A 19,686-nucleotide genomic window follows, 5' to 3' on the forward strand; every position below is an offset into this window, starting at 1 on the left:
CCGGGCTCTCGGAAGTCGTTCCCCGCCCCCTTTTTCGAGGGGGTACGGGGAACAGGCTTACGGCTTCGAGGGAACAGTGATCGAACCGTCGACGATCTTCTTCTTGGCCTCGTCGACCTTGGCGGCGACGTCGTCGATGAAGCCACCGGAGGTGGACAGGCCGACGCCGTCGACCTTCAGGTCGTAGACGGCGTTGGTGCCGCCCTTGGCGCCACCCTGGAACGCCTTGATGAACTCGAACACGCCGACGTCGACCCGCTTGAGCATCGAGGTCATGATGACCTTCTTGAGGTCGGCCTCCTTGACCGTCTCGTACTGGTCTGAGTCGACGCCGATGGCCTGCTTGCCCGCGGCGGCAGCCGCCTGGAAGACGCCCAGGCCGGAGTCACCGGAGGCATGGTAGACGATGTCTGCGCCGTCCTGGTACATCTTCTCCGCGGCGATCTTGCCCTTGTCCGGGGCCTTGAAGCCGCTGAAGTCGCCGTCCGGGGTCAGGTACTTGATATCAAGCTTGATGTCCGACTTGACCGACTTGGCGCCGGCCTCGAACCCGGCCTGGAACTTCTTGATCAGGTCGTTCTCGACGCCGCCGACGAACCCGAGATGGTTCGACTTGCTCTTCTCGGCGGCCGCCACGCCCGCGAGGTAGGAGCCCTGCTCCTCGGCGAAGAGCAGACCGGTCACGTTCGGCCCGTTGGAGGCCGAGTCGACCACCGCGAACTGGACGTCGGGGAACTCGGCGGCGGTCTTCTGGATGTCCTCGCCGTAGGCGAAGCCGACACCGACGATCGGGTTGTAGCCCGCCTCGGCCAGCTGGCGGAGCAGTTCGCCGCGGTTGGAACCGTCGGCCGCCGGGCTGAGGTCCTTGATCTCGGCGCCGAGTTCCTTCTGCGCGCGCTCCAGACCGGCGTAGGCGGAGTCGTTGAAGGACTTGTCCCCGCGACCGCCGACGTCGTAGGCCAGGCCGACCTTCAGCCCAGACGCCTGGGGTGCCTCGCTGCTCGCTGCGGAGCTGGCCGCCGGGCTCGCCGTCGTTTCCGTACCGCCACCACAGGCGGCCGCTGCCATGAGCATGGCACCCGCCGCGGTGACCATCGTCATCTTGCCGAACTGACTGCGGAGCAAGGTGACTCCTCCGTCCCTCTTCGCCGTAACTTGTGCACGCGCGAAGGAACGCACGGCAACCCTGCACGGAATGTAGTTGGTCGGGCAGAGCACTCCAAACCGTCACACAAGTCCGCAACCTGCCTGTTACCGACATCAAGCGAGACTGTGACCAGAGGAAACTTCATGCCCGAAGCTTTCCCTAAGGATCAATACTCCTAAGGCTGGGCTCTTGGCCTCTTCCGGCCGAGCCTCCTCTCCGATGGATAGGCCAATCCCATGGCCACCCCTCCACTCGGCCCCTATACCAGATCCTCTGTGTGGAGTCAATGAGATCTCGGCGCGGAACGTCGCACAAGCCAAAGCGGCCAAACCTTCACCGGAAGACCAGTCCTTGCACGAAACAGCTTCGCGCTTTCCTAAATAGGACCCAAGTTAAGGTTTACCCAACAACAAGTACGGGGAAGCGGAAAAATCGGGGCGTCTCCACGTTTCCAGAACATCGACAAAAACGGCCCCATGACCATAGGCATAGCCACCCCTGGGATCAGGCCGGACACACACCGTCACGACTCAAGTTCTTGCATACTTCATAGTGCACATGAAAAGACACGCCACGTTACAGTCATTCAGTCATTGACAATGAAGATAATCTATCTTTACATAGAGGAGGTTGATCGCCAGGCAACCGTTACCCCCTTCCGCCTAACGGATTTTCCGCATGCGGGCATGCGCCCCCGAAAGGAAGACAAGCATGGAGCGAATCAAATCGGCCGTCATTAGCCTGACTGGAACGGGAATGCTTCTAATGGCAAGTATTGCCATGGCCCCGGGTGCTCAAGCGGAAGTTTGGGACTGCGGTTCCAGCTATAGCGCCGACGCTGCTTCAGCATACTGTGATGGAGGTTACGGCTCCTACCGAGTGAAAGCTAACTGCGCTTCGCCACGGTACCCATACAACATCACCATCTACGGCCCGACCGTAACCAAGCTCCGAAACGACCAGCCCGGTCCCGTCTCCAGTGTGTCGGCGGTTGGCTACAACTGCAACATCACCTCGGCCAGCGTTCAGGTATAGGGAAAAGATGGTCAAGTCAGCCCTGGCAACTCTAGTCGGCGTAGGGGTATTCTTTGCGGCAAGTGCCGCCATCGCCCCGAGTGCTCAAGCAGAAGTCTGGGACTGCAATTCCTACTACAATACTGAAACAGCCTCGGCATACTGCGATGAAGGCTACGGCTCCTACCGAGTGAAAGCTAACTGCGCTTCACCACGGTACCCATACAACATCACCATCTACGGCCCAACCATAACCAAGGTCCGGGGCCAACTTGGCGACATCTCCAGAGTATGGGCGAGCGACTACAACTGCAATATCACCACCGCCAGCATTCAAGTATTCTGAGGAATAAATTCGTACCGGAAACCCTTCTTGCCCGTCGCGTCTACAGCCACTTCATGTAGCTGCTTATCCTCATCTCACGAAAAGCGAGTGACGCGATCCGGCTCTGGCGACGCCTGAAGATAAACCTCATGACAGCCGAGGCCGTGGGGATTTTCCTCCCCACGGCCTCGGAAACATCCAGTACCCAGAGTCTGAGTAGACTCTCAGCGAGTCATCTGTCCTGGTTCAGTTTCCACAAAAGGTTCGCCAGTGAGGGGGCGCTGCCCCTCCCAGAGTGCGGTCAGCGCGGTCGCCGCGAGGAACCGCACCCCGATGCCGATGGCACTCTCGTCCACGTCGAAGGTGCCCTGGTGGATGTCCGCCAGGTGCGCCGTCCCCGGCTCGCGGGTACCGAGCCTGGCGAACGCGCCGGGGATGGACTCCAGGTACCAGCCGAAGTCCTCACCCCCCAGGCTCTGCTCCGTCGGCCCGGAGGAGCCCTCACCGAGCACGCCCTCCGCGGCCTCGGCCAGCATCTGCACACTGATCTTGTCGTTGACCACCGGCGGCACGCCGCGCGTGTACTCCATCTCGGCCTCGACGCCGTACGCGCCCGCGACCGACTCCAGCAGCGACTTGATCATGTCGGGGGCCGCGTGCCAGGCCGCCTCGTCCAGGCAGCGCACGGTGCCCTCGGCGACGCCGTCGTCCGGGATGGCGTTGGCCACCGAGCCCGCCTCCACCCGGCCCCAGACCAGGCTGAGCGAGGAGCGGGGGTCGATCCGGCGGGAGAGCGCGGCGGGCAGCTCGGTGAGGATCTTGGCGAGCGCGAAGACGAGGTCGGCGGTGAGGTGCGGCCTGGCGGTGTGCCCGCCGGGACCGCTCACCCGGATCGTCACCTTGTCGCAGGCCGAGGTGATGGGACCGGCTTTGAGGCCGACCCTGCCGACGTCCAGCCGGGGGTCACAGTGCAGGCCGAAGATGCGGTCGACACCACTGATGCCGCCGGAGGCCATGACCTCGAGCGCACCGCCGGGAAGCTCCTCGGCGGGCTGGAAGATCAACCGGACCCTGCCGGGCAGCAGGCCGGCCTCGGCCTGCTGGGCGAGGAAGAGCGAGGTGCCGAGCAGGACCGCGGTGTGCACGTCGTGGCCGCAGGCGTGGCACACGCCGGGGACCGTCGAGCTGTAGGGGACGTCCTTCTCGTCCGGCACCGGCAGCGCGTCGATGTCGGCCCGCAACGCCACGGTGGGACCGTCGCCGCTGCCGACGTCACAGAGCAGGCCGGTGCCGCGCGGCAGCACCGAGGGGACCAGCCCCGCGGCGGTCAGGCGCTCGGCGACGCGCTGCGTCGTGCGATATTCGGCGAACGCGAGCTCGGGATGCATGTGCAGGTCTCGACGGAAGTTGATCAATTCCTGCTCGCGACCGGCGAGGAACGTGTCGAGTTCTCCCCGCAAATTACGCCCCCGCATTGTTCACCGTCCTATTCCGCGCCGGCAATCCTTCATCCTCGACGCACCGTGCCACTGCCCAGGATCTCGAAAACCATGAGGCAGCCTCGAAAAAAGTGATCGCCGCACCGACGGGCCGGAGTGGGTCTCACGGGCCGTGTCAGCACGGGCTGGTCGACGCCGACGCGGGAGCTGCGAGCCTGTGGTCGGGGGCAGCCGTCGCATTGGCGATGACAACGACTTTATCTCGCCCCGCGAGCAACTCGCCGACATCCACGCCAAATGTTTTGCCACCCCATACCTCACTCGTACACCTTCTCCCCCGAGAGAACCAGACGAGATGACTCGTATTGACTACGGGACGGTAGTCATGTGGGGTGACGGCCCGGCCGGAGGATGACAGCCCCGAGCCACTTCCAAACATCGCCGACCTGGCAATTTACCTGACCTCAGGGTGCCGGTCATCGAACCCGGCGGAGTGATGCAAATGGGATGAATGCATGTTTCACTCCTCACATGATCGCTAACATCCCATTCGGGGAGAGGCAGTCGCGTTTGAGCATATTTGAACCGGACGAGGGCATGCTGGTGGTCCTTCCCTCGTTGTCGCTTCCCCAGGATGAACTGCGCAGGATCACCGGAGCCCTCTGCTACGAGGAACGACTACTCTTCCTGCTCCTCACCCTGAGAGAGCCGAAGGTCGAGGTCGTCTACCTCACCTCGATGCCGGTGAACGACGCGGTCGTGGACTACTACCTGAGCTTCCTCGACGATCCGGACGAGGCCCGCACCCGCCTGCAAATGATCAGTTTGGATGATCCCGACACGCACCCGCTCAGCGAGGCGCTGCTGCGCCGCCCGGATGTGATCGAGCGGGTCCGCGCCGCGCTCGGGAACCGCCGGAAGACCCGCGAGGACGGCGGCGCCTGGATGGTGCCGTTCGTGGTGAGCGAGTACGAGGAACGCCTCGCCGAGCTGTTCTCCCTGCCGGTGTACGGCCCGGCCACCGCCCTGGCCCACCTGGGGTCCAAGAGCGGTGGACGCGCGATCGGCGACGAGGCCGGGGTGCCGACGGTCAGGGGCTTCGGCGACCTGCGCTCGCTGACCGAGGTGGAGCACACCGCCCGTGCGATGAGCCCCACGACCAAGCTGATGGTCAAGCTCAACAACAGCTACTCGGGACTCGGCAACGCCATCGTGACCAAGGACGACCGGCCGCTCGTCTCCTGCCCCACGAGCTTCTCCGCCTCCGACGAGAACTGGACGACGTTCGCCGAGAAGATCGCCGAGCGGGGGGCGGTGATCGAGGAGTTCATCGAGGACCGGCCGCTGCGCTCCCCCAGCGCGCTGGCCAGGATCACCCCCGGCGGCGGCTACGACGTGGTCGCCACCCACGAGCAGGTCCTCGGCGGCCCCAACGGAGATGTCTACCAGGGCTGCAGCTTCCCCGCCCGGCGGGAGTACCGCGCCGAGCTGGGCGCGTACACCGAGCGGATCGCCGGGGTCCTGGCGGAGCGCGGCGTGGTGGGACTGTTCGGCGTCGACTTCTTCGCCGTCAAGACCGACGGCGGCTACCGGACGCTGCTGTGTGAGATCAACCTGCGCATCGGCGGCACCACCCACCCGCTCGGTGCCGCGATCCTGACCACCGGCGCGTCGTACGATCCCGGCACCGGCACGCTGATGCGCGACGGGCGGCCGAAGTACTACGTGGCGACCGACAACTGCGCCTCCCCCACGCTGAAGGGCCGCACCCCCGGGGAGGTCGTCAAGCTGGTCCACGACGCGGGTCTCGGCTTCGACCGCGAGAGCCGCACCGGGAACGTGCTGCACCTGCTGGGTGCGGTCACGGAGTTCGGCAAGCTGGGCTTCACCAGCATCGGCGACTCCGCCGAGGAGGCCGCCGAGCTACACCGAAGAACCCTGCTCACGCTGCGACCAACCGCGTAGGCCGATCACGCCGAGCACGATCGCGAGCACGATGTTGACGGCGATCAGGATTCCGTGGACCACGTAGAAGGCCGTCGGGTGGCCGTCCGCGAGGTTGAAGCCAAGGTTGATCCATTCGAAGATCATGAAAGCGGCAAGGCCGATCAGAAAAGCGGCGATCTTTCGTGATATTTGCATGATGTCAGTATCCCGCCGAGTGGCCCGTACCTGGTCAGGGCACCTCTAACTCTATGCGAACCGGCACGAAGCTACCCTGAGATCATCATGGGGATCAAACATCTCGCGCCCGTCGGGGTGCTGCTCGCGGCGACCACCTTTCTCGGCGCACCCGCTCAGGCCAGGACCGCCGGCGTGTCCACGATCGGTTCGCCGGCCGGTCCGCGTGGCGCGGATCTCCTGAACGACCTCGGGGGGTGGCCGTCGGGCACCGGTTCGCTGGGCCCGCACGCGCGGGGCGAGAGGGAGCCGGTCGGCGGCTCCCGGCTCGGCGAGCGGGGCCTCATCGTCCCCCCGGGTGTGAAGGCCCCGCCGAAGACCGCCGCGAAGGCGTACGTGATCGCCGACGCCGAGACCGGCGCGGTGCTGGCGGCCAAGGACGCCCACGGGCGCTACCTGCCCGCGAGCACGCTGAAGGCGCTGACCGCGCTCACCCTGATCCCGAAGCTGGACAAGAAGCGGAAGATCAGGCCGAGTGCCCGCGCCGTGAACGAGGAGGGCAGCGCGGTCGGCCTGGTCACCAAGCCCCTCTACACCGTCGACGACCTGTTCAAGGCGCTGATGCTGGTCTCGGGCAACGACTGCGCGATGGCGCTGGCCGAGGCCAACGGCGGCCTGGCCGCGACCCTGGCGGACATGAACGCCGAGGCCAAGCGTCTGCAGGCTTTCGACACGGTGGCCAAGACCCCCAGCGGGCTGGACAAGCCCGGCCAGAGCAGTTCGGCGTACGACCTGGCACTGATCGCCCGTGCCGGCCTGGCCAACGCCGATTTTCGGCGATATATCAGCACAAAGACTGACAAGTTCCCGGCGCCCAAGGGCTACTACGAGATCGGCAACCACAACAAGCTGCTCTGGCGCTACAAGGGCATGATCGGCGTCAAGAACGGCTGGACCTCCAAGGCCCTGGGCAGCTTCGTCGGCGCGGCCAAGCGCAACGGTCACACGATCATCGTGTCGATCATGCGCCACGACGGCTACTTCTGGGAGGAGGTCGCCGACCTGCTCGACTGGGGCTTCGCCAACCGCGGCAGGGCCACCCCGGTCGGACAGCTGGTCGACCCGATCCCCGAGCCCACCCCGCTGCCCGCTCCACCGACCGCCTCGGCGCCTCCCGCAGTCCCCACACCTGGCTCCGGACGGAACCCCGCCGCGGCCGCCAGACCCGCCGACGAGGGCGTCCCGATCGGCTACTACGTCCTCGGCGCGGGCCTGCTCGGCGGCCTGGTCTGGCTGGTGTACGGCCTGCGCAGGCGCTTCCGCTGAGGCGCGTTCCGCGGCACACGACCAGGGTCACGGATACGCCGTCCGGGGAGGCTCTGGCGACGGCCCCCTGGCGGCGGGCAGGGCCCTGAATCCCAGGACCGCGAGCACCAGGGCGACCAGCAGGAGCGCCGCCGTCTGGCCGAGCGTACTGAGCATGATGGTCCGGCTCACCTCGTCGGCGGCGTCGAAGCCGTGCTCAAGCCTGGCGAGGCGGGCGCAGAGCACCGGCACCGCCAGGATCGCCAGGGCCAGTGGCCACGAGGGCGTGCGCCGGGCGGGAGAACGAATGTGCACGCACACGTAGCCGACGCCCGCGCCCAGGATCAGCGTGCTCGCCAGACCGAGGAGGTCGAGCCACGGCCACCACCAGGCGGGCAGGTCCGGGGACGCCACCAGCCGGAACAGCGCACTGACCGCGATACCGGCGGCGAGGGGAGGGACGAGCAGCCACAGGGGGCGGCGGGCCGGCCGGGCGTCACGGTGAAAGCCGGTCCACAGAGCCGACAGCACGACCACCGGACTCAGCAGCCCGGCCAGTGCCTCGAACGTGACCCCCACCGAACTCGTCAAGACGTGGAGTTCCGGCACGAAGGCGAGGAGTGCCAGCGCCTTGGCCGTGCGCACATGGCCGAGGACGAGTGCGGCGAAGGGCGCGATCCAGACGGCTCCGGCCAGGCTCCTCAGAACGTTCGCGAGCCGCTCGAACGACCCGAGGGGTCCTGCCGCCTGGGCGAGCGAGGGGTGGACGGTACCGATCACCCCGTACGTGTTCAAGGCGGCCACGACGTCCAGGACCGCGAGGAAGGCCTGGAAGAGCAGCCCCAGCAGAGCCACCAGGCGGACCGTCTCGCCCCACGAGAGGTATCTCGGCGCCGCGCCCGCACCGCCGAGACGGACCCGGACCGCCAGCGCGACCACGCTGGCGATCTCCGACCAGCGGGGCCGGGGCCCGTCCGCGTCGGAGGCGTCCGGCGACCCCTCCAGGAAGACGGCGACCATCTCCTCCTCGCGCTCGGCGCGGTAGGAGGCGGGCAGCAGGCGCAGCCAGTAGCGGTAGCGCTCCTCCAGCAAACTCACCGGCGCACCAGGCCCTCGATCCGCCCCGGGGGCAGCCGGCGCATCGCTCTGCTCGTTCATCGATGAAATCGTCCTCTCGCTAGTTCTCGCGAGTTCATCAGGCGCACCCGGAACGCACTCGGCCTTACGCCGGCCCGCCCGCGGCGGACGGACGTCCGTGCCTGGCACGGAGGCGGTCGACCGCGGTCCTGGCGTTGTCCGCGAGCCGGACGGCCTCGGCCTCCAGCGTCCGCGACCCCGCGTCGGTGAGCCGGTAGTAACGGCGCAGCCGCCCCTGCTGGACCTCCTCGCGGTCGAGAGCCACCAGCCCGTCGCCCGCCAGCCGGTCGAGCACCCCGTACAGCGTGCCGACCTTGAGCCGGACCCGCCCGCCGGACAGTTGCTCGACCTCCCGCACGATGCCGTAGCCGTGACACGGCGCATCGACCAGCGCGGTGAGGATGAGGAAGGCCGGCTCCGTCATCGCCCTTGGAGTCATGCCTCGCAGCATATATCGGGAAGCATGATATTAGGTAGAGCGAACCAAGGGCGGCACCCGGACGGTGGCCGGCCGTCAGGTGGGGATGGCGTTGGCGGGAACCGGAGTGGGATAGGGCGGGGGGCCGAGGGAGGCCGTCGCGGTCCAGGCGGCGGCGTACATGATGACCCGGGCCGAGAGGTTGATCCACACCAGCAGGCCGACCACCACGGCGAACGCCCCGTAGATGGGATTGTTCAGGGTGTGCCCCAGGAGCAGCGCCGCGAGCTGCTTGAGCAGGGCGAAGCCGACCGCGCCGAACAGCGCGCCGCGCAGCAGCACCCGGAACGGCTGCCTGGAGCGCCCCAGCCAGCGCAGGATGATCAGGAAGACGACCACGTCGGCGAGCACGCTGACGGTCACGCCGACCAGCCAGATCGTGCCCCTGCCGACCGCCGACTCCGACAACCCCAGCCATTCGGCCACGGTCCCGCTGGCCTGGGTGGCGAAACCGCCGACCAGCACCGAGGCGACCATGGTGGTGCCGACGAGGATGAGCGCCGACAGGTCCCTGAGCTTGGCCAGGAAGAAGTTGAGCGGCGGCTCGGTCGTCATGGAGATCTCGCGCAGCGCGCCACGCAGGGCGTCGATCGCGCCGAGCCCGGCGTAGAGCAACCCGATCAGGCCGATGACACCCGCGCTCGCCCGCGAGCCGGCGATCTCCTGGATCGGCAGCTTGTCGGCGAGACCCGGCAGGTACTGGTTGATCGCCTGTCGCAGGGTCGCGGTGGCGTCGGGCCTGATGGACAGGAAGTAGCCGAACACCGCGAAGGCCAGCGCGATGATCGGGAAGAACGACAGGAAGGCGAAGTAGCTGACCGCTCCCGCGAGCCGGTCTCCGGACTGGATCTGGTATCGCTGGAAGGTCCTGACCAGATGGTCGAACCAGGGCCACCTGATCCGGGCCGCGCCCAGCACCGCTCTGAACCGTTCACGACCCGCTTGCACACGTTCCATCACACTCGCCACGTGCGCCCTCTACCCAGTCACCGCCGTCCCGATCGTGGACGGCGGTGAAAAAGCAGCCGTGCGTACCCGGAGGGTCACGGGGTGGGCAGGAAGCCCACCCGGTCGCGGACCTTGGCCATGGTCTCGGCGGCCACCGCACGGGCCCGCGCGGCCCCGACGGCGAGCATCCTGTCGAGCTCGGTCTCGTCGGCGAGCAGCTTCTCGGTCCGCTCGCGGATCGGGGTGAAGGTGTCGACCACGAGCTCGGCGACGTCCTTCTTGAAGGTGCCGTACCCCTGCCCGACGTAGCGGGCCTCCAGCTCACCGATGGGAGTCCCGCTCAGCGCGGACTGGATGCGCAGCAGGTTGGTGATGCCCGGCTTGTTGTCGTCGTCGGCGAGGACCTCGGAACCGGTGTCGGTGACCGCGCGCATGACCTTCTTGCGGAGCGGCCCCGGCTGCTCCAGCAGGTCGAGGATGCCGGCGGGCGAGGAGGAGGACTTTGACATCTTCGCCGTCGGCTCCTGGAGGTCGGTGATCTTCTCGACCCCCTTGACGATGTGCGGCTCGGGCACCGTGAAGGTCTCGCCGAAGCGGTGGTTGAAGCGCTGCGCGAGGTCGCGGGTGAGCTCCAGGTGCTGCTTCTGGTCGGCGCCGACCGGAACCTTGTTGGCCTGGTAGAGCAGGATGTCGGCGGCCTGCAGGACCGGGTAGGTGAACAGGCCCACGCTGGCCGAGCTCTCGCCGTGCTTGGCCGACTTGTCCTTGAACTGGGTCATCCGCCCCGCCTCGCCCATGCCGGTGAGGCAGATCAGCACCCAGGCCAGCTCGGTGTGCTCGCGGACGTGGCTCTGCACGAAGACCGTGGACCGCTCAGGGTCGAGACCGGCGGCGAAGAGCTGGGCGGCGGCGACCCTGGAGCGCCTGCGCAGCTCTTCCGGCCGGTAGTCCACCGTGATCGCGTGCAGGTCGACGACGCAGTAGAAGGCGTCGTAGCCCTCCTGCATCGCGACGTACTGCCGCACCGCGCCGAGGTAGTTTCCCAGGTGGAAGGAGTCGGCGGTGGGCTGGATTCCCGACAGGACGCGAGGGCTGGCCATAGCCACCAATTCTGTCAGCTGTCGGGAGTGGTCGGTGCCTCGGTCCGCGAAGTACTCCGCTTGATCCTGACCCTGGCGACCCTGCGGCCGTCCATGTCGGTGACCTTCAACTCGAATCCGGGGATCTCCACCCGCTCCCCGAGCGCGGGCAGGTGGCCGAGTCTCGACATGACGAACCCGCCGAGGGTCTCGTACGGGCCGTCGGCCAGGCGGATCCCGCTCTCGGCCGCCACCTCGTCGAGATTGGCCAGCCCGTCGAGCTCGACCTCCCCCGCGGGCAGCGCGACGTGCTCGTCCGCCACGTCGTGCTCGTCGCGGATGTCGCCGATCAGCTCCTCGACCAGGTCCTCCAGGGTGACGATGCCCGCGGTGCCGCCGTACTCGTCGACCACGATCGCCAGGTGGTGTCCCTCCCTGCGCATCTCCGACAGCGTGGCCATCACCCGCTTGCTGGTGGGGACCAGCTTGACCGGGCGGATCGGCACCAGCTCGCTGATCGGCTCGATGGAGCCGGTCAGCACCGGGTCGAGCAGGTCACGGATGTGAACGAAGCCCACGATGTCATCGTAGGAGTCGCGGTAGACGGGGAAGCGGGAGTGCGGCATGGCCGCGGCCAGGATCGCCGCCTCGGCCAGCCGCGTGTCGGCGGCCATGAACTCCACCTCGGTGCGCGGCAGCATCACCTCGCGGAGCTGCCGCTTGCCCGCCGCGAAGACCTCGCCGATCAGGTGGCGCTCGTCGTCGGTGAGCTCCTGGTGGCCCACCACCATCTCGCGCAGTTCCTCCGTGGAGATCTCCTCGCGGTCGGTGCCCGGGTCGCCGCCGAGCAGCCTCACCACGCCGTCGGTGGACTTGGACAGCGCCCAGATGATCGGCCGCGAGAGCGCGGCCATCCTGTCGAGGAACGGCGCGACCAGCAGCGAGATCCCCTCGGCGCGCTGCCTGGCGATCCTTTTCGGCGCGAGCTCGCCGAGGACCAGCGAGGTGTACGAGATCACCAGCGTCACCAGTACCAGGGCGAGCGGGTTCGCCACGGCCTCCGGCACCCCCCAGCCCGTCACCACCGGGATGAGGTCCCTGGCCAGGGTGTCGGCTCCCAGGGCGGCCGAGAGCATGGTCGCCACGGTGACGCCGATCTGCACCGCGGACAGGAAGCGGTTGGGGTCCCGGGCGAGCCTGGCGGCCCTGGCCCCCCTGCGCCCCCGGGTGCCGAGCCGCCTGACCTGGCTCTCCCTGAGGGAGACCATGGCCATCTCGGCCGCGGCGAAGAAGCCTCCGATCAGTACGAAGAGCATGACCAGGGCGATGTTCGCCAGGACGCTGTTCACGAGATCGTCTCCGTCATGGCGGTCGCCCGTTCCGGCGGTGGCCGATATTTGATGTGCCAGCATATGCTGGCGTAGAGTTACAAAAACAAACAAGTACAAACAACATCAAACAGGAGGCTCCGTGAAGCTGCTCGTCACCGGAGGCGCCGGATACATAGGCAGCGCCGTGGCGGCACAACTCGTCGAGGCGGGCCACGAGGTCACCGTGCTGGACGACCTCTCCACCGGCCACGCCGACGCGGTGCCACCGGGCGCCCGCTTCGTCGAGGGGTCGATCACCGAGGCCGCCGGGGTGCTCGACGGCATCGACGGCGTGCTGCACTTCGCGGCGAAGTCCCTGGTCGGCGAGTCCGTGGAGCGGCCCGGCCTGTACTGGGCGCACAACCTCGGCGGCACCCTGGCCCTGCTCGACGCCATGCGGGGCGCCGGGGTGGGCAGGATCGTCTTCTCCTCCACCGCCGCGACGTACGGCGAGCCGGAGCGCTCCCCGATCCTGGAGACCGACCCGACCCGGCCCACCAACCCCTACGGCGCGTCCAAGCTCGCGGTCGACACCGCCCTGAGCGCGTTCGCCGGACTGTACGGCCTGGCCGCGGTGAGCCTGCGCTACTTCAACGTGGGCGGCGCCTACACCGCCGGGGACGGCAACGTCTACCGCGAGCGTCACACCACGGAAACCCACCTGATCCCTAACATCCTCGCCGTCCCGCTCGGCGGACGCGAGTCCGTCAGCCTGTTCGGCACGGACTACCCGACTCCCGACGGCACATGCGTGCGCGACTACATCCACCTGGCCGACCTCGCCAGGGCCCACCTGCTGGCGCTGGACGCCTGCTCGCCGGGCGAGCACAAGATCTACAACCTGGGTAGCGGGACCGGCTTCTCGGTCTCCGAGGTGCTGTCGGTCTGCCGCGAGGTGACCGGCCACGAGATCCCCGCGGTCGTGCGCGAGCGCCGTGCCGGTGACCCGGCCGTGCTGGTGGCCTCCTCCGAGAAGGTCCGGCGCGAACTCGGCTGGAAGCCGGAGCACCCGTCGCTCCGTGACGTCGTCGCCGACGCCTGGGCCGCCCTGAACGGCTGACCGCCTCCCGCCACATCGGAGGGCCACGCCTACCTCAGACTGAAGCGGGCCGTGTTGTTGGCCGGACGGCGGTCACCCAGCCGCAGGGAGTAGACGGTCGCCTCGGCCCGCGGCGCGTGCCCGCGGGCCACGAAGGCGAGCATGAAACTCACCCTCCTGCCCGCGCCGACCGTACGCAGCCTGCAGCCGACGTAGGCGGGCTGGGGGTCGCACCGCGCGCCTCTCGCCGACATGAGGCGCGCGCCGCCGGTGTCGAAGAAGACCCCGGCGTCGTGGACCCGCCGCGGCCCGCGGTTGCGCACCACCGCGGACACGGTGACCAGACGGCCCGCGCGCGCCCCGCGCGAGAGCCTGACCGCGAGGTCCGTACCGTCGTCCACCTCGGTCAGCGTCCGGGAGTGGTTGTTCGTCTCGTCGTCGTCCACGACCTCGGAGGAGAGCGACGCGCTCGCCGTCAGCGGGCCCCGCGCGCCGGGCCTGACCACCCCGTTGATCGTCACCCCACCGGTCTGCCCGGCGGGGACGTCCTTCGTCGCGGCGCAGACCACCTCACCGGTGGTGGCACCGGGGAGGCACTCGGCGACGTTGACCCCGATCACCTCCACCCCGTCGGGCAGCCGGACCGTGAGCAGCGGCAGCACCGCGTCTCCGGGACCGGCGTTGCGCACCTCGGCGCGGTAGGTCAGCGGCTGTCCCGGTTGCGCGCGCTTCGGGGAGACGGTCAGCCGCACCGACAGGTCGGCGCCGCCCCATCCCTCGTCGTCGGGCGAGGCCGACGCCGCCCGGGGTACCGTCGCGAGCACGAGACAGATCACCCCTGCGACGACCCGTACCGCGACGTGCTCCCTGAACAGCGATCCCCCGACCATAGGTGATCATTGAACGCCGGGACACACCACTCCGCGATGATCGACACGCCGCCTTTTCCGTTCGCCGTCCGCGCGGCCGGGAAGCCTGGCGCGCTCCGGTGACCTGGGACGCGAAAGGGCCCCGGCATGCCGGGGCCCCGTTCGAACGTCGGCTCAGATGAGACCGAGCTCACGCACCGCGGAACGCTCCTCCTCAAGCTCGCGCACCGTGGCGTCGATCCGCTCGCGGGAGAAGGCGTCGATCTCCAGGCCCTGGACGATCTCCCACTTGCCGTCGCGCGAGACGACCGGGAAGGAGGAGATGAGCCCCTCGGGCACGCCGTACGAGCCGTCGGAGGGGATCGCGGCCGAGGTCCACTCGGCGCCGTTGACCCAGTCGAAGACGTGGTCGATCGCCGCGTTGGCGGCGGAGGCGGCCGAGGACGCGCCGCGGGCCTCGATGATCGCGGCACCGCGCTTGGCCACGGTGGGGATGAAGGTGTCGCGCAGCCAGGCCTCGTCGACCAGCTCGGCGGCGATCTTGCCACCGACCTCGGCGTGGAAGAGGTCGGGGTACTGGGTGGCGGAGTGGTTGCCCCAGATGGTCATCTTCTTGATCTCGCCGACCGGGACCTGGAGCTTGGCGGCGAGCTGGGAGAGCGCGCGGTTGTGGTCGAGGCGGGTCATCGCGGTGAAGCGCTCGGCCGGGACGTCCGGGGCGTGCTGCTGGGCGATGAGCGCGTTGGTGTTGGCCGGGTTGCCGACCACCAGCACGCGGATGTCGTCCGCCGCGTTGTCGTTGATCGCCTTGCCCTGCGGGCCGAAGATGCCGCCGTTGGCCTGGAGGAGGTCTCCGCGCTCCATGCCCTTGGTCCGGGGGCGGGCGCCGACCAGGAGGGCGACGCTGGTGCCGTCGAACGCCGCGTTCGCGTCATCGGTGACCTCGATGCCGCTCAGCAGCGGGAACGCGCAGTCGTCGAGCTCCATCGCGGTGCCCTCGGCGGCCTTGACCGCCTGCGGGATCTCCAGGAGGCTCAGCTTGACCGGGACGTCGGCGCCCAGCAGCTGGCCCGAGGCGATGCGGAAAAGCAGCGCGTAGCCGATCTGACCGGCGGCGCCGGTGACGGTGACCTTTACGGGAGTCTGGGCCATGACCTTCCCCCACTCGAAGGATGAATTGTGACGCTCGGATGTTACCCGTCCGCGCTGGACGACCATCCGGCGAGTGCCCCATCCGGCTTCCGCGCGGCGGGCGCCCCGACGGGCATGGCGGCGCCGGCGGATGGTCTTCGAGTCTCCCCGCCGAAACCCTAGGCGCAGGTGGCCATGGCGGGGCGGGCGTTCTCCCGTCCGGGGAACTTGACCCTGGAGAAGTGCTTGTCGAGCAGCCTGCGGACCGTGCCGTCCTTGTAGAGGGCGGCGATCGCCCCCCTGACGGCCTCGCAGGTGCGCCTGTCGCCCTTCTTGAGGGCCACCGCGTAACGCTCGTCGGTGAGCTTGAGGCCGAGCAGCTTGTAGCGGATGGTCTCCCGGTTGCCGAAACCGGCCAGCAGCAGGTCGTCGCCGGGAATCGCGTCGATCTCACCGGCCCGCAGCTTGTCGACGCACTCGGAGTAGGTCTGGGCGGGGACCAGGGTGAGCCGCTCGACCACGTCCTGGATCACCGCCACGGAGACGCTGGCGGCCGGCTGGCACATCCGGCTGCCCTCCAGGCCCTTCACGGTCACGATCGGCGAGCCGTCCTTGACGAGGGCGTCGACATGGGCGAGGTAATAGGGTCCCGCGAAGGTGACGTCGTCGGTGTCGTTGATCGAGTAGGTCGCCAGGACCAGGTCGATGTCACCGTCCGCCAGCAGCTTCGGCCGCTCCGCGCGGGCGGTGGACCTGAAGGTGACGCCGCTCTCCGGCACCCCCAGCGCCTCGGCGATCTCAAGGGCCAGGTCGATCTCGAAGCCGCCCCACTTCCCGCCGTTGTTCAGCGCGATGCCGGGCAGGAAGTCGCGCACCCCGATGGTGAGCCTGCCCGTCTTGGCGGCCTTGTCGACCACCGAGGTGTACGAGGGGCGGCCGGTCTCGGCCGGCTCCGGCCCGCCCTGGGAGACGGCCCCCGGCCACCAGCGGACCGCGGCGAGCGCCGCCCCCGCGAGCAGCAGCACGGCCACCCCGACGGCGATCCAGCGCCTCCCACGCGGGCGCCGCGGCGCCGCCGGCCCGCCGACCCGGGTCGTGGACACCTGCCAGCTGGGCGGCGGCACCTGCCCCGGCTGTTCCGGGGAGGCCACGTTGTCGCCGTATCCGGGAGACGAGGGGTACTCCCGGTAGCCGGAAGAGGACGGGTACTCCCGGTAGCCCGGCGAACGGCGCTCCGGAGGGTGGCGGTCGGGGTGGGCCGGGTTCTCCGCGGGACCGTGCGAGGACGGGAGGTCGCCCCGGCCGGGGGTCTCACGGCGTTCGCCCTGATCCGGCCGTCCGGCCCGGCCTCCCTGCCCCTCCGTACCGGCGCCCTCCCGACCGGGGTGGGAGGGCGGGGCCTGGGCGGGGTCTCCCATCCGGAACCCGGTGGACGGAAGGACCGGCTCACCCGGGGCGTTCGTCCGGTGGGTCGGGGTGCGCATGAGACTGGTCGCGTCGTCGTCGGGGCCCTGGCCCGGGGCGCGGGGCCGGGACCGGTCGCGGCCCTGATCACCGGCCTGGGACTCGCCGCGGTTCCGGACCCGGGAGCGGAGCTCGTCGGGGGCGGCGACCTTGGCGCCCTGGGTGAGGATCGCGGGCGAGGCGTTCACCGTCTCGGGGTGGCCGAGCATCCGAAGCAGGATCTGGTCCGCCGAGGGCCGGTCGGCGGGTGACTTGGCCAGCGCCGAGGCGACCACACCGCGCAGCGGCTGCGGCAGCGAGCCGAGGTCGACCTCGTGGTTGAGGATGCGGTTGAGCACCACGGCGATCGACCTCCCTTCGAAGATCGTCTCGCCGGTCGCGGCGAACGCGACGGTCGCCCCCCAGGCGAAGACGTCGGTGTGCGGCCCGACGTCGGAGCCGGAGATCTGCTCGGGCGCCATGTAGGCGGGCGTGCCGATGGCCCGGCTGGTGATCGTGCCGGTGGAGTCGAGGATGCGGGCGATGCCGAAGTCGACGACCCTCGGGCCGTCGGCGGCGATGAGCACGTTGTCCGGCTTGAAATCGCGGTGCACGATCGCGGCGTGGTGGATCGCGGTGAGCGCGGTGGCGGTGCCGATCGCCAGCCGCTGCAGCGCGGCGCCCCGCAGGGGGCCGTCGGTCTCCACCACCTCGCGCAGCGACCTGCCCTCGATGTACTCGCTCGCGATGTAGGGGGTGTCGCCTTCGAGGTCGGCGTCCAGGACTCCCGCCGTGCAGAAGGACGCGACCCGCTGGGCCGCCCGCGCCTCCCTGGCGAACCTGGACCTGGCGGTGGCGTCACCGGAGAACTTCACGTGCAGCAGCTTGATCGCCGCCCGCTCTCCCGCGGCGTTGATTCCGAGGTAGACGATGCCCTGCCCGCCTTCGCCGATCTTCCCGACGACGCGGAACGGCCCGAGCTGGCGCGGCTCTCCCGCTTCCAGTGGCGCGATCTCCGACATCATCGTCCCCACGGTCTCGTAATCTCCGACGTGGCAAACTTTACGGCGCCATGACCCATACCCTCCCTTTGTTATCCCGACGTGACCTCAGTTTTCCTGCAACGTGGCCATGTCCGTAGCCCCCGTCATGGTGAGATGCCAGACACATTCACCCCCCAATCTCCGACATTCACCCCAATCTGGCGCTCCAGCCGCTTAGATCGCTACCGTTGTACGTCCCTCAGGCAAGCCGGAGCAAAAAACTTCCATGCGCCGATATATCGGTTATCGCGAGTTCGTCCAGCGCGATCAGCGTTCCCTCGTCGGCACCGCCCTTCTTCTCACCGGCAGCCACGAGCAGGCCATCCGCCTCGCCCTGCGCTCCTTCCAGACGGTCGCCCTCTCCTGGCCGCCACCGGTGTGGGAGAACCCCACCACACATGCCCAGATCGCGCTCTACCGCCGCTTCCTGGCACGGCCGAGCGCCGCCGGGCCGACGGCTCTGGTGCGGCTGCCTCCCCGGCAACGCCTCCTCGCCGTCGCCTGCCTGCACGACGGCAGGAGCCACGCCGAGATGGCCGCCGCCCTCGGGATGCCTGAGGAGACCGTGCAGGCCGAGATCACCGAGGCGGTCGACACCCTCACCAAGGGCGACAGGGCCCGCCTCGTCAAGAGGATGTCCACCGCGGCGGGCGAGGCGTCCGTCCCCGACCTCAGCGCCCGGTCCATGCGCACGCTCAGGCGGCGCCGCAACCGGGGAGTCCTCCTCACCGTGGCGGCGGCGCTGGTACCGGTCGGCCTGATCGCCGCCTTCGTCATGCTCCAGCGCGCGGAGGTGTGGAACTCGGCGCTGGGCGAACGGAACCGGCCGCACGCCGCACAGGCCCAGGAGCCGGTACGGGCGGTCTCCAGCCCCGCGCCGAGCGCCACCCCGGCACCGTGGCAGGCGCCACGGACCTCCTCGGTGATCCGCTACGCGATCCCGGGACGCTGTCCCGGCCAGGGCGTCCAGGCGGACGGCACGTCCCCGGCGCGGGCCGGCGACGTGACCTGCGCGGGCTGGACCCTGAAACTGGTCTCCGGCGGCTCTGAGAGCTCCACTCCCGGCCTCCCCGCGTGCGAGGGCGCGGATCCCTGCGAGTCGACGCTGAGCGTCCCCGACGCCGCTCAGCGCCTCGCGCGCGGCGACGGCGGAAAGCACCACCGACTGGTTCCCGCCATCAGCCACGACGGGCGCCGCATCGCCTACCTCAGCGCGGCGGAGCGCCGCTATGTCGCCCACGACCTCGGCAGCGGGGTGAAGCGCTACCTGTCGCCGGTTCTCGCCTCCGCCGACACCGAGAACGGCACGCTGGTGAGCGTCTCCGCCAACGGCCGCCACTTCACGGTCACGCTCGGCGAGCGGCGGCTGCGAACCGACTTCACGACCGGTGACCTGACGTCCGTGCCCGCGGAGCAGCTGCCTCCGACCGAGAAGGCCGCCGCCTGGCTCGGCAAGAGGTACGACACCTGGGCCGACTCTCCCAGCGGCAGGTACTCCGCCGCGATCGTCGCGGGGAAGGGCGAGGACCCCCACAGCCTCCATGTCATCGACGCCGAGTCGCGGCGGGTCTTCAGGCGGCTCTCGCTCCCCGAGACGGAGCGGCCCGCCACCGCCGAGGTGGTGAGCTGGCTGGACACCCGCGAGGTGGTCGTCAGGATGAGCGCCGGGGACGGCGGCGAACCCCTCGGCCTCTTCCGGGTGGACGCCGTCACCGGACGGGCGCGCCCCCTGCCCGGCCTCCCCGCCGATGCCCCGATCGTGCTGGGGGCCGCGGTGACCTCCTGATCCCGTACGACG

Annotated in this window: 16 protein-coding genes; 5 read left to right on the forward strand and 11 right to left on the reverse strand. The window is 69.0% G+C overall.

What is annotated here, in order from left to right; all coding sequences use genetic code 11:
- Positions 1-57: 57 nt before the first annotated feature.
- The gene (locus ACFQVD_RS24825) at positions 58-1,125 is read right to left on the reverse strand and encodes a BMP family lipoprotein (protein WP_343968009.1); all 1,068 of its coding nucleotides are present in this window, start codon (positions 1,123-1,125) and stop codon (positions 58-60) included.
- A gap of 1,064 nt (positions 1,126-2,189) precedes the next feature.
- Between ACFQVD_RS24825 and ACFQVD_RS24830 the strand changes: the two genes are divergently transcribed.
- Complete coding sequence (locus tag ACFQVD_RS24830; RefSeq protein ID WP_343968011.1) at positions 2,190-2,507, forward strand: hypothetical protein; 318 nt, start codon at positions 2,190-2,192, stop codon at positions 2,505-2,507.
- A 203-nt stretch (positions 2,508-2,710) separates the two neighbouring features.
- Here the strand turns inward: ACFQVD_RS24830 and ACFQVD_RS24835 are convergent, their stop codons facing one another.
- Positions 2,711-3,961 carry a M20 family metallopeptidase gene (locus ACFQVD_RS24835; protein ID WP_343968013.1) on the reverse strand — a complete coding sequence of 417 codons (1,251 nt, stop codon included), beginning with the start codon at positions 3,959-3,961 and terminating at the stop codon, positions 2,711-2,713.
- 534 nt (positions 3,962-4,495) lie between these two features.
- Here ACFQVD_RS24835 and ACFQVD_RS24840 point away from each other — a divergent pair.
- Positions 4,496-5,890, forward strand: coding sequence for a peptide ligase PGM1-related protein (locus ACFQVD_RS24840; RefSeq protein ID WP_343968015.1), 1,395 nt, complete (start codon positions 4,496-4,498; stop codon positions 5,888-5,890).
- Here ACFQVD_RS24840 and ACFQVD_RS24845 read toward each other — a convergent pair.
- Positions 5,849-6,067, reverse strand: a complete 219-nt coding sequence (locus ACFQVD_RS24845) for an SCO4848 family membrane protein (protein WP_030912524.1) — start codon at positions 6,065-6,067, stop codon at positions 5,849-5,851. The two genes, ACFQVD_RS24840 and ACFQVD_RS24845, sit on opposite strands and share 42 nt — an antisense overlap.
- Before the next feature lie 87 nt (positions 6,068-6,154).
- Between ACFQVD_RS24845 and ACFQVD_RS24850 the strand changes: the two genes are divergently transcribed.
- Positions 6,155-7,372: a D-alanyl-D-alanine carboxypeptidase family protein gene (locus ACFQVD_RS24850; RefSeq protein ID WP_343968019.1), complete on the forward strand. Its 1,218-nt coding sequence runs from the start codon at positions 6,155-6,157 to the stop codon at positions 7,370-7,372.
- Positions 7,373-7,399: 27 nt separating this feature from the next.
- Here the strand turns inward: ACFQVD_RS24850 and ACFQVD_RS24855 are convergent, their stop codons facing one another.
- The 5 genes from ACFQVD_RS24855 to ACFQVD_RS24875 form a co-directional block, all read right to left on the reverse strand.
- The gene (locus ACFQVD_RS24855; RefSeq protein WP_343968022.1) at positions 7,400-8,449 is read right to left on the reverse strand and encodes a hypothetical protein; all 1,050 of its coding nucleotides are present in this window, start codon (positions 8,447-8,449) and stop codon (positions 7,400-7,402) included.
- Between the two features lie 124 nt (positions 8,450-8,573).
- Positions 8,574-8,927: a PadR family transcriptional regulator gene (locus ACFQVD_RS24860; protein ID WP_343968024.1), complete on the reverse strand. Its 354-nt coding sequence runs from the start codon at positions 8,925-8,927 to the stop codon at positions 8,574-8,576.
- A 75-nt stretch (positions 8,928-9,002) separates the two neighbouring features.
- Positions 9,003-9,923 carry a YihY/virulence factor BrkB family protein gene (locus ACFQVD_RS24865; protein ID WP_343968026.1) on the reverse strand — a complete coding sequence of 307 codons (921 nt, stop codon included), beginning with the start codon at positions 9,921-9,923 and terminating at the stop codon, positions 9,003-9,005.
- An 86-nt stretch (positions 9,924-10,009) separates the two neighbouring features.
- Positions 10,010-11,014: a tryptophan--tRNA ligase gene (gene trpS / locus ACFQVD_RS24870; RefSeq protein ID WP_343968028.1), complete on the reverse strand. Its 1,005-nt coding sequence runs from the start codon at positions 11,012-11,014 to the stop codon at positions 10,010-10,012.
- Between the two features lie 14 nt (positions 11,015-11,028).
- Positions 11,029-12,342, reverse strand: a complete 1,314-nt coding sequence (locus ACFQVD_RS24875; RefSeq protein ID WP_343968030.1) for a hemolysin family protein — start codon at positions 12,340-12,342, stop codon at positions 11,029-11,031.
- Positions 12,343-12,463: 121 nt separating this feature from the next.
- On the opposite strand from ACFQVD_RS24875, the gene galE reads away from it, so the two are divergent.
- Positions 12,464-13,423 carry a UDP-glucose 4-epimerase GalE gene (galE, locus tag ACFQVD_RS24880; protein ID WP_343968033.1) on the forward strand — a complete coding sequence of 320 codons (960 nt, stop codon included), beginning with the start codon at positions 12,464-12,466 and terminating at the stop codon, positions 13,421-13,423.
- A gap of 29 nt (positions 13,424-13,452) precedes the next feature.
- Here galE and ACFQVD_RS24885 read toward each other — a convergent pair whose 3' ends face one another.
- From ACFQVD_RS24885 to ACFQVD_RS24895, 3 genes are all read right to left on the reverse strand, one after another.
- Positions 13,453-14,292 carry a hypothetical protein gene (locus ACFQVD_RS24885; protein WP_343968035.1) on the reverse strand — a complete coding sequence of 280 codons (840 nt, stop codon included), beginning with the start codon at positions 14,290-14,292 and terminating at the stop codon, positions 13,453-13,455.
- 153 nt (positions 14,293-14,445) lie between these two features.
- Complete coding sequence (locus ACFQVD_RS24890) at positions 14,446-15,423, reverse strand: malate dehydrogenase (protein WP_343968038.1); 978 nt, start codon at positions 15,421-15,423, stop codon at positions 14,446-14,448.
- A gap of 158 nt (positions 15,424-15,581) precedes the next feature.
- The gene (locus ACFQVD_RS24895; protein WP_343968041.1) at positions 15,582-17,870 is read right to left on the reverse strand and encodes a bifunctional serine/threonine-protein kinase/glutamate ABC transporter substrate-binding protein; all 2,289 of its coding nucleotides are present in this window, start codon (positions 17,868-17,870) and stop codon (positions 15,582-15,584) included.
- A gap of 244 nt (positions 17,871-18,114) precedes the next feature.
- On the opposite strand from ACFQVD_RS24895, the gene ACFQVD_RS24900 reads away from it, so the two are divergent.
- Positions 18,115-19,674 (forward strand): hypothetical protein, encoded by a 1,560-nt coding sequence (locus ACFQVD_RS24900; RefSeq protein WP_343968043.1) that lies wholly within the window; start codon positions 18,115-18,117, stop codon positions 19,672-19,674.
- The last annotated feature ends 12 nt before the right edge of the window (positions 19,675-19,686 follow it).

It is taken from the genome of Streptosporangium amethystogenes subsp. fukuiense (genome assembly GCF_042665875.1).
In the GTDB taxonomy this organism is placed as follows: domain Bacteria; phylum Actinomycetota; class Actinomycetes; order Streptosporangiales; family Streptosporangiaceae; genus Streptosporangium; species Streptosporangium fukuiense.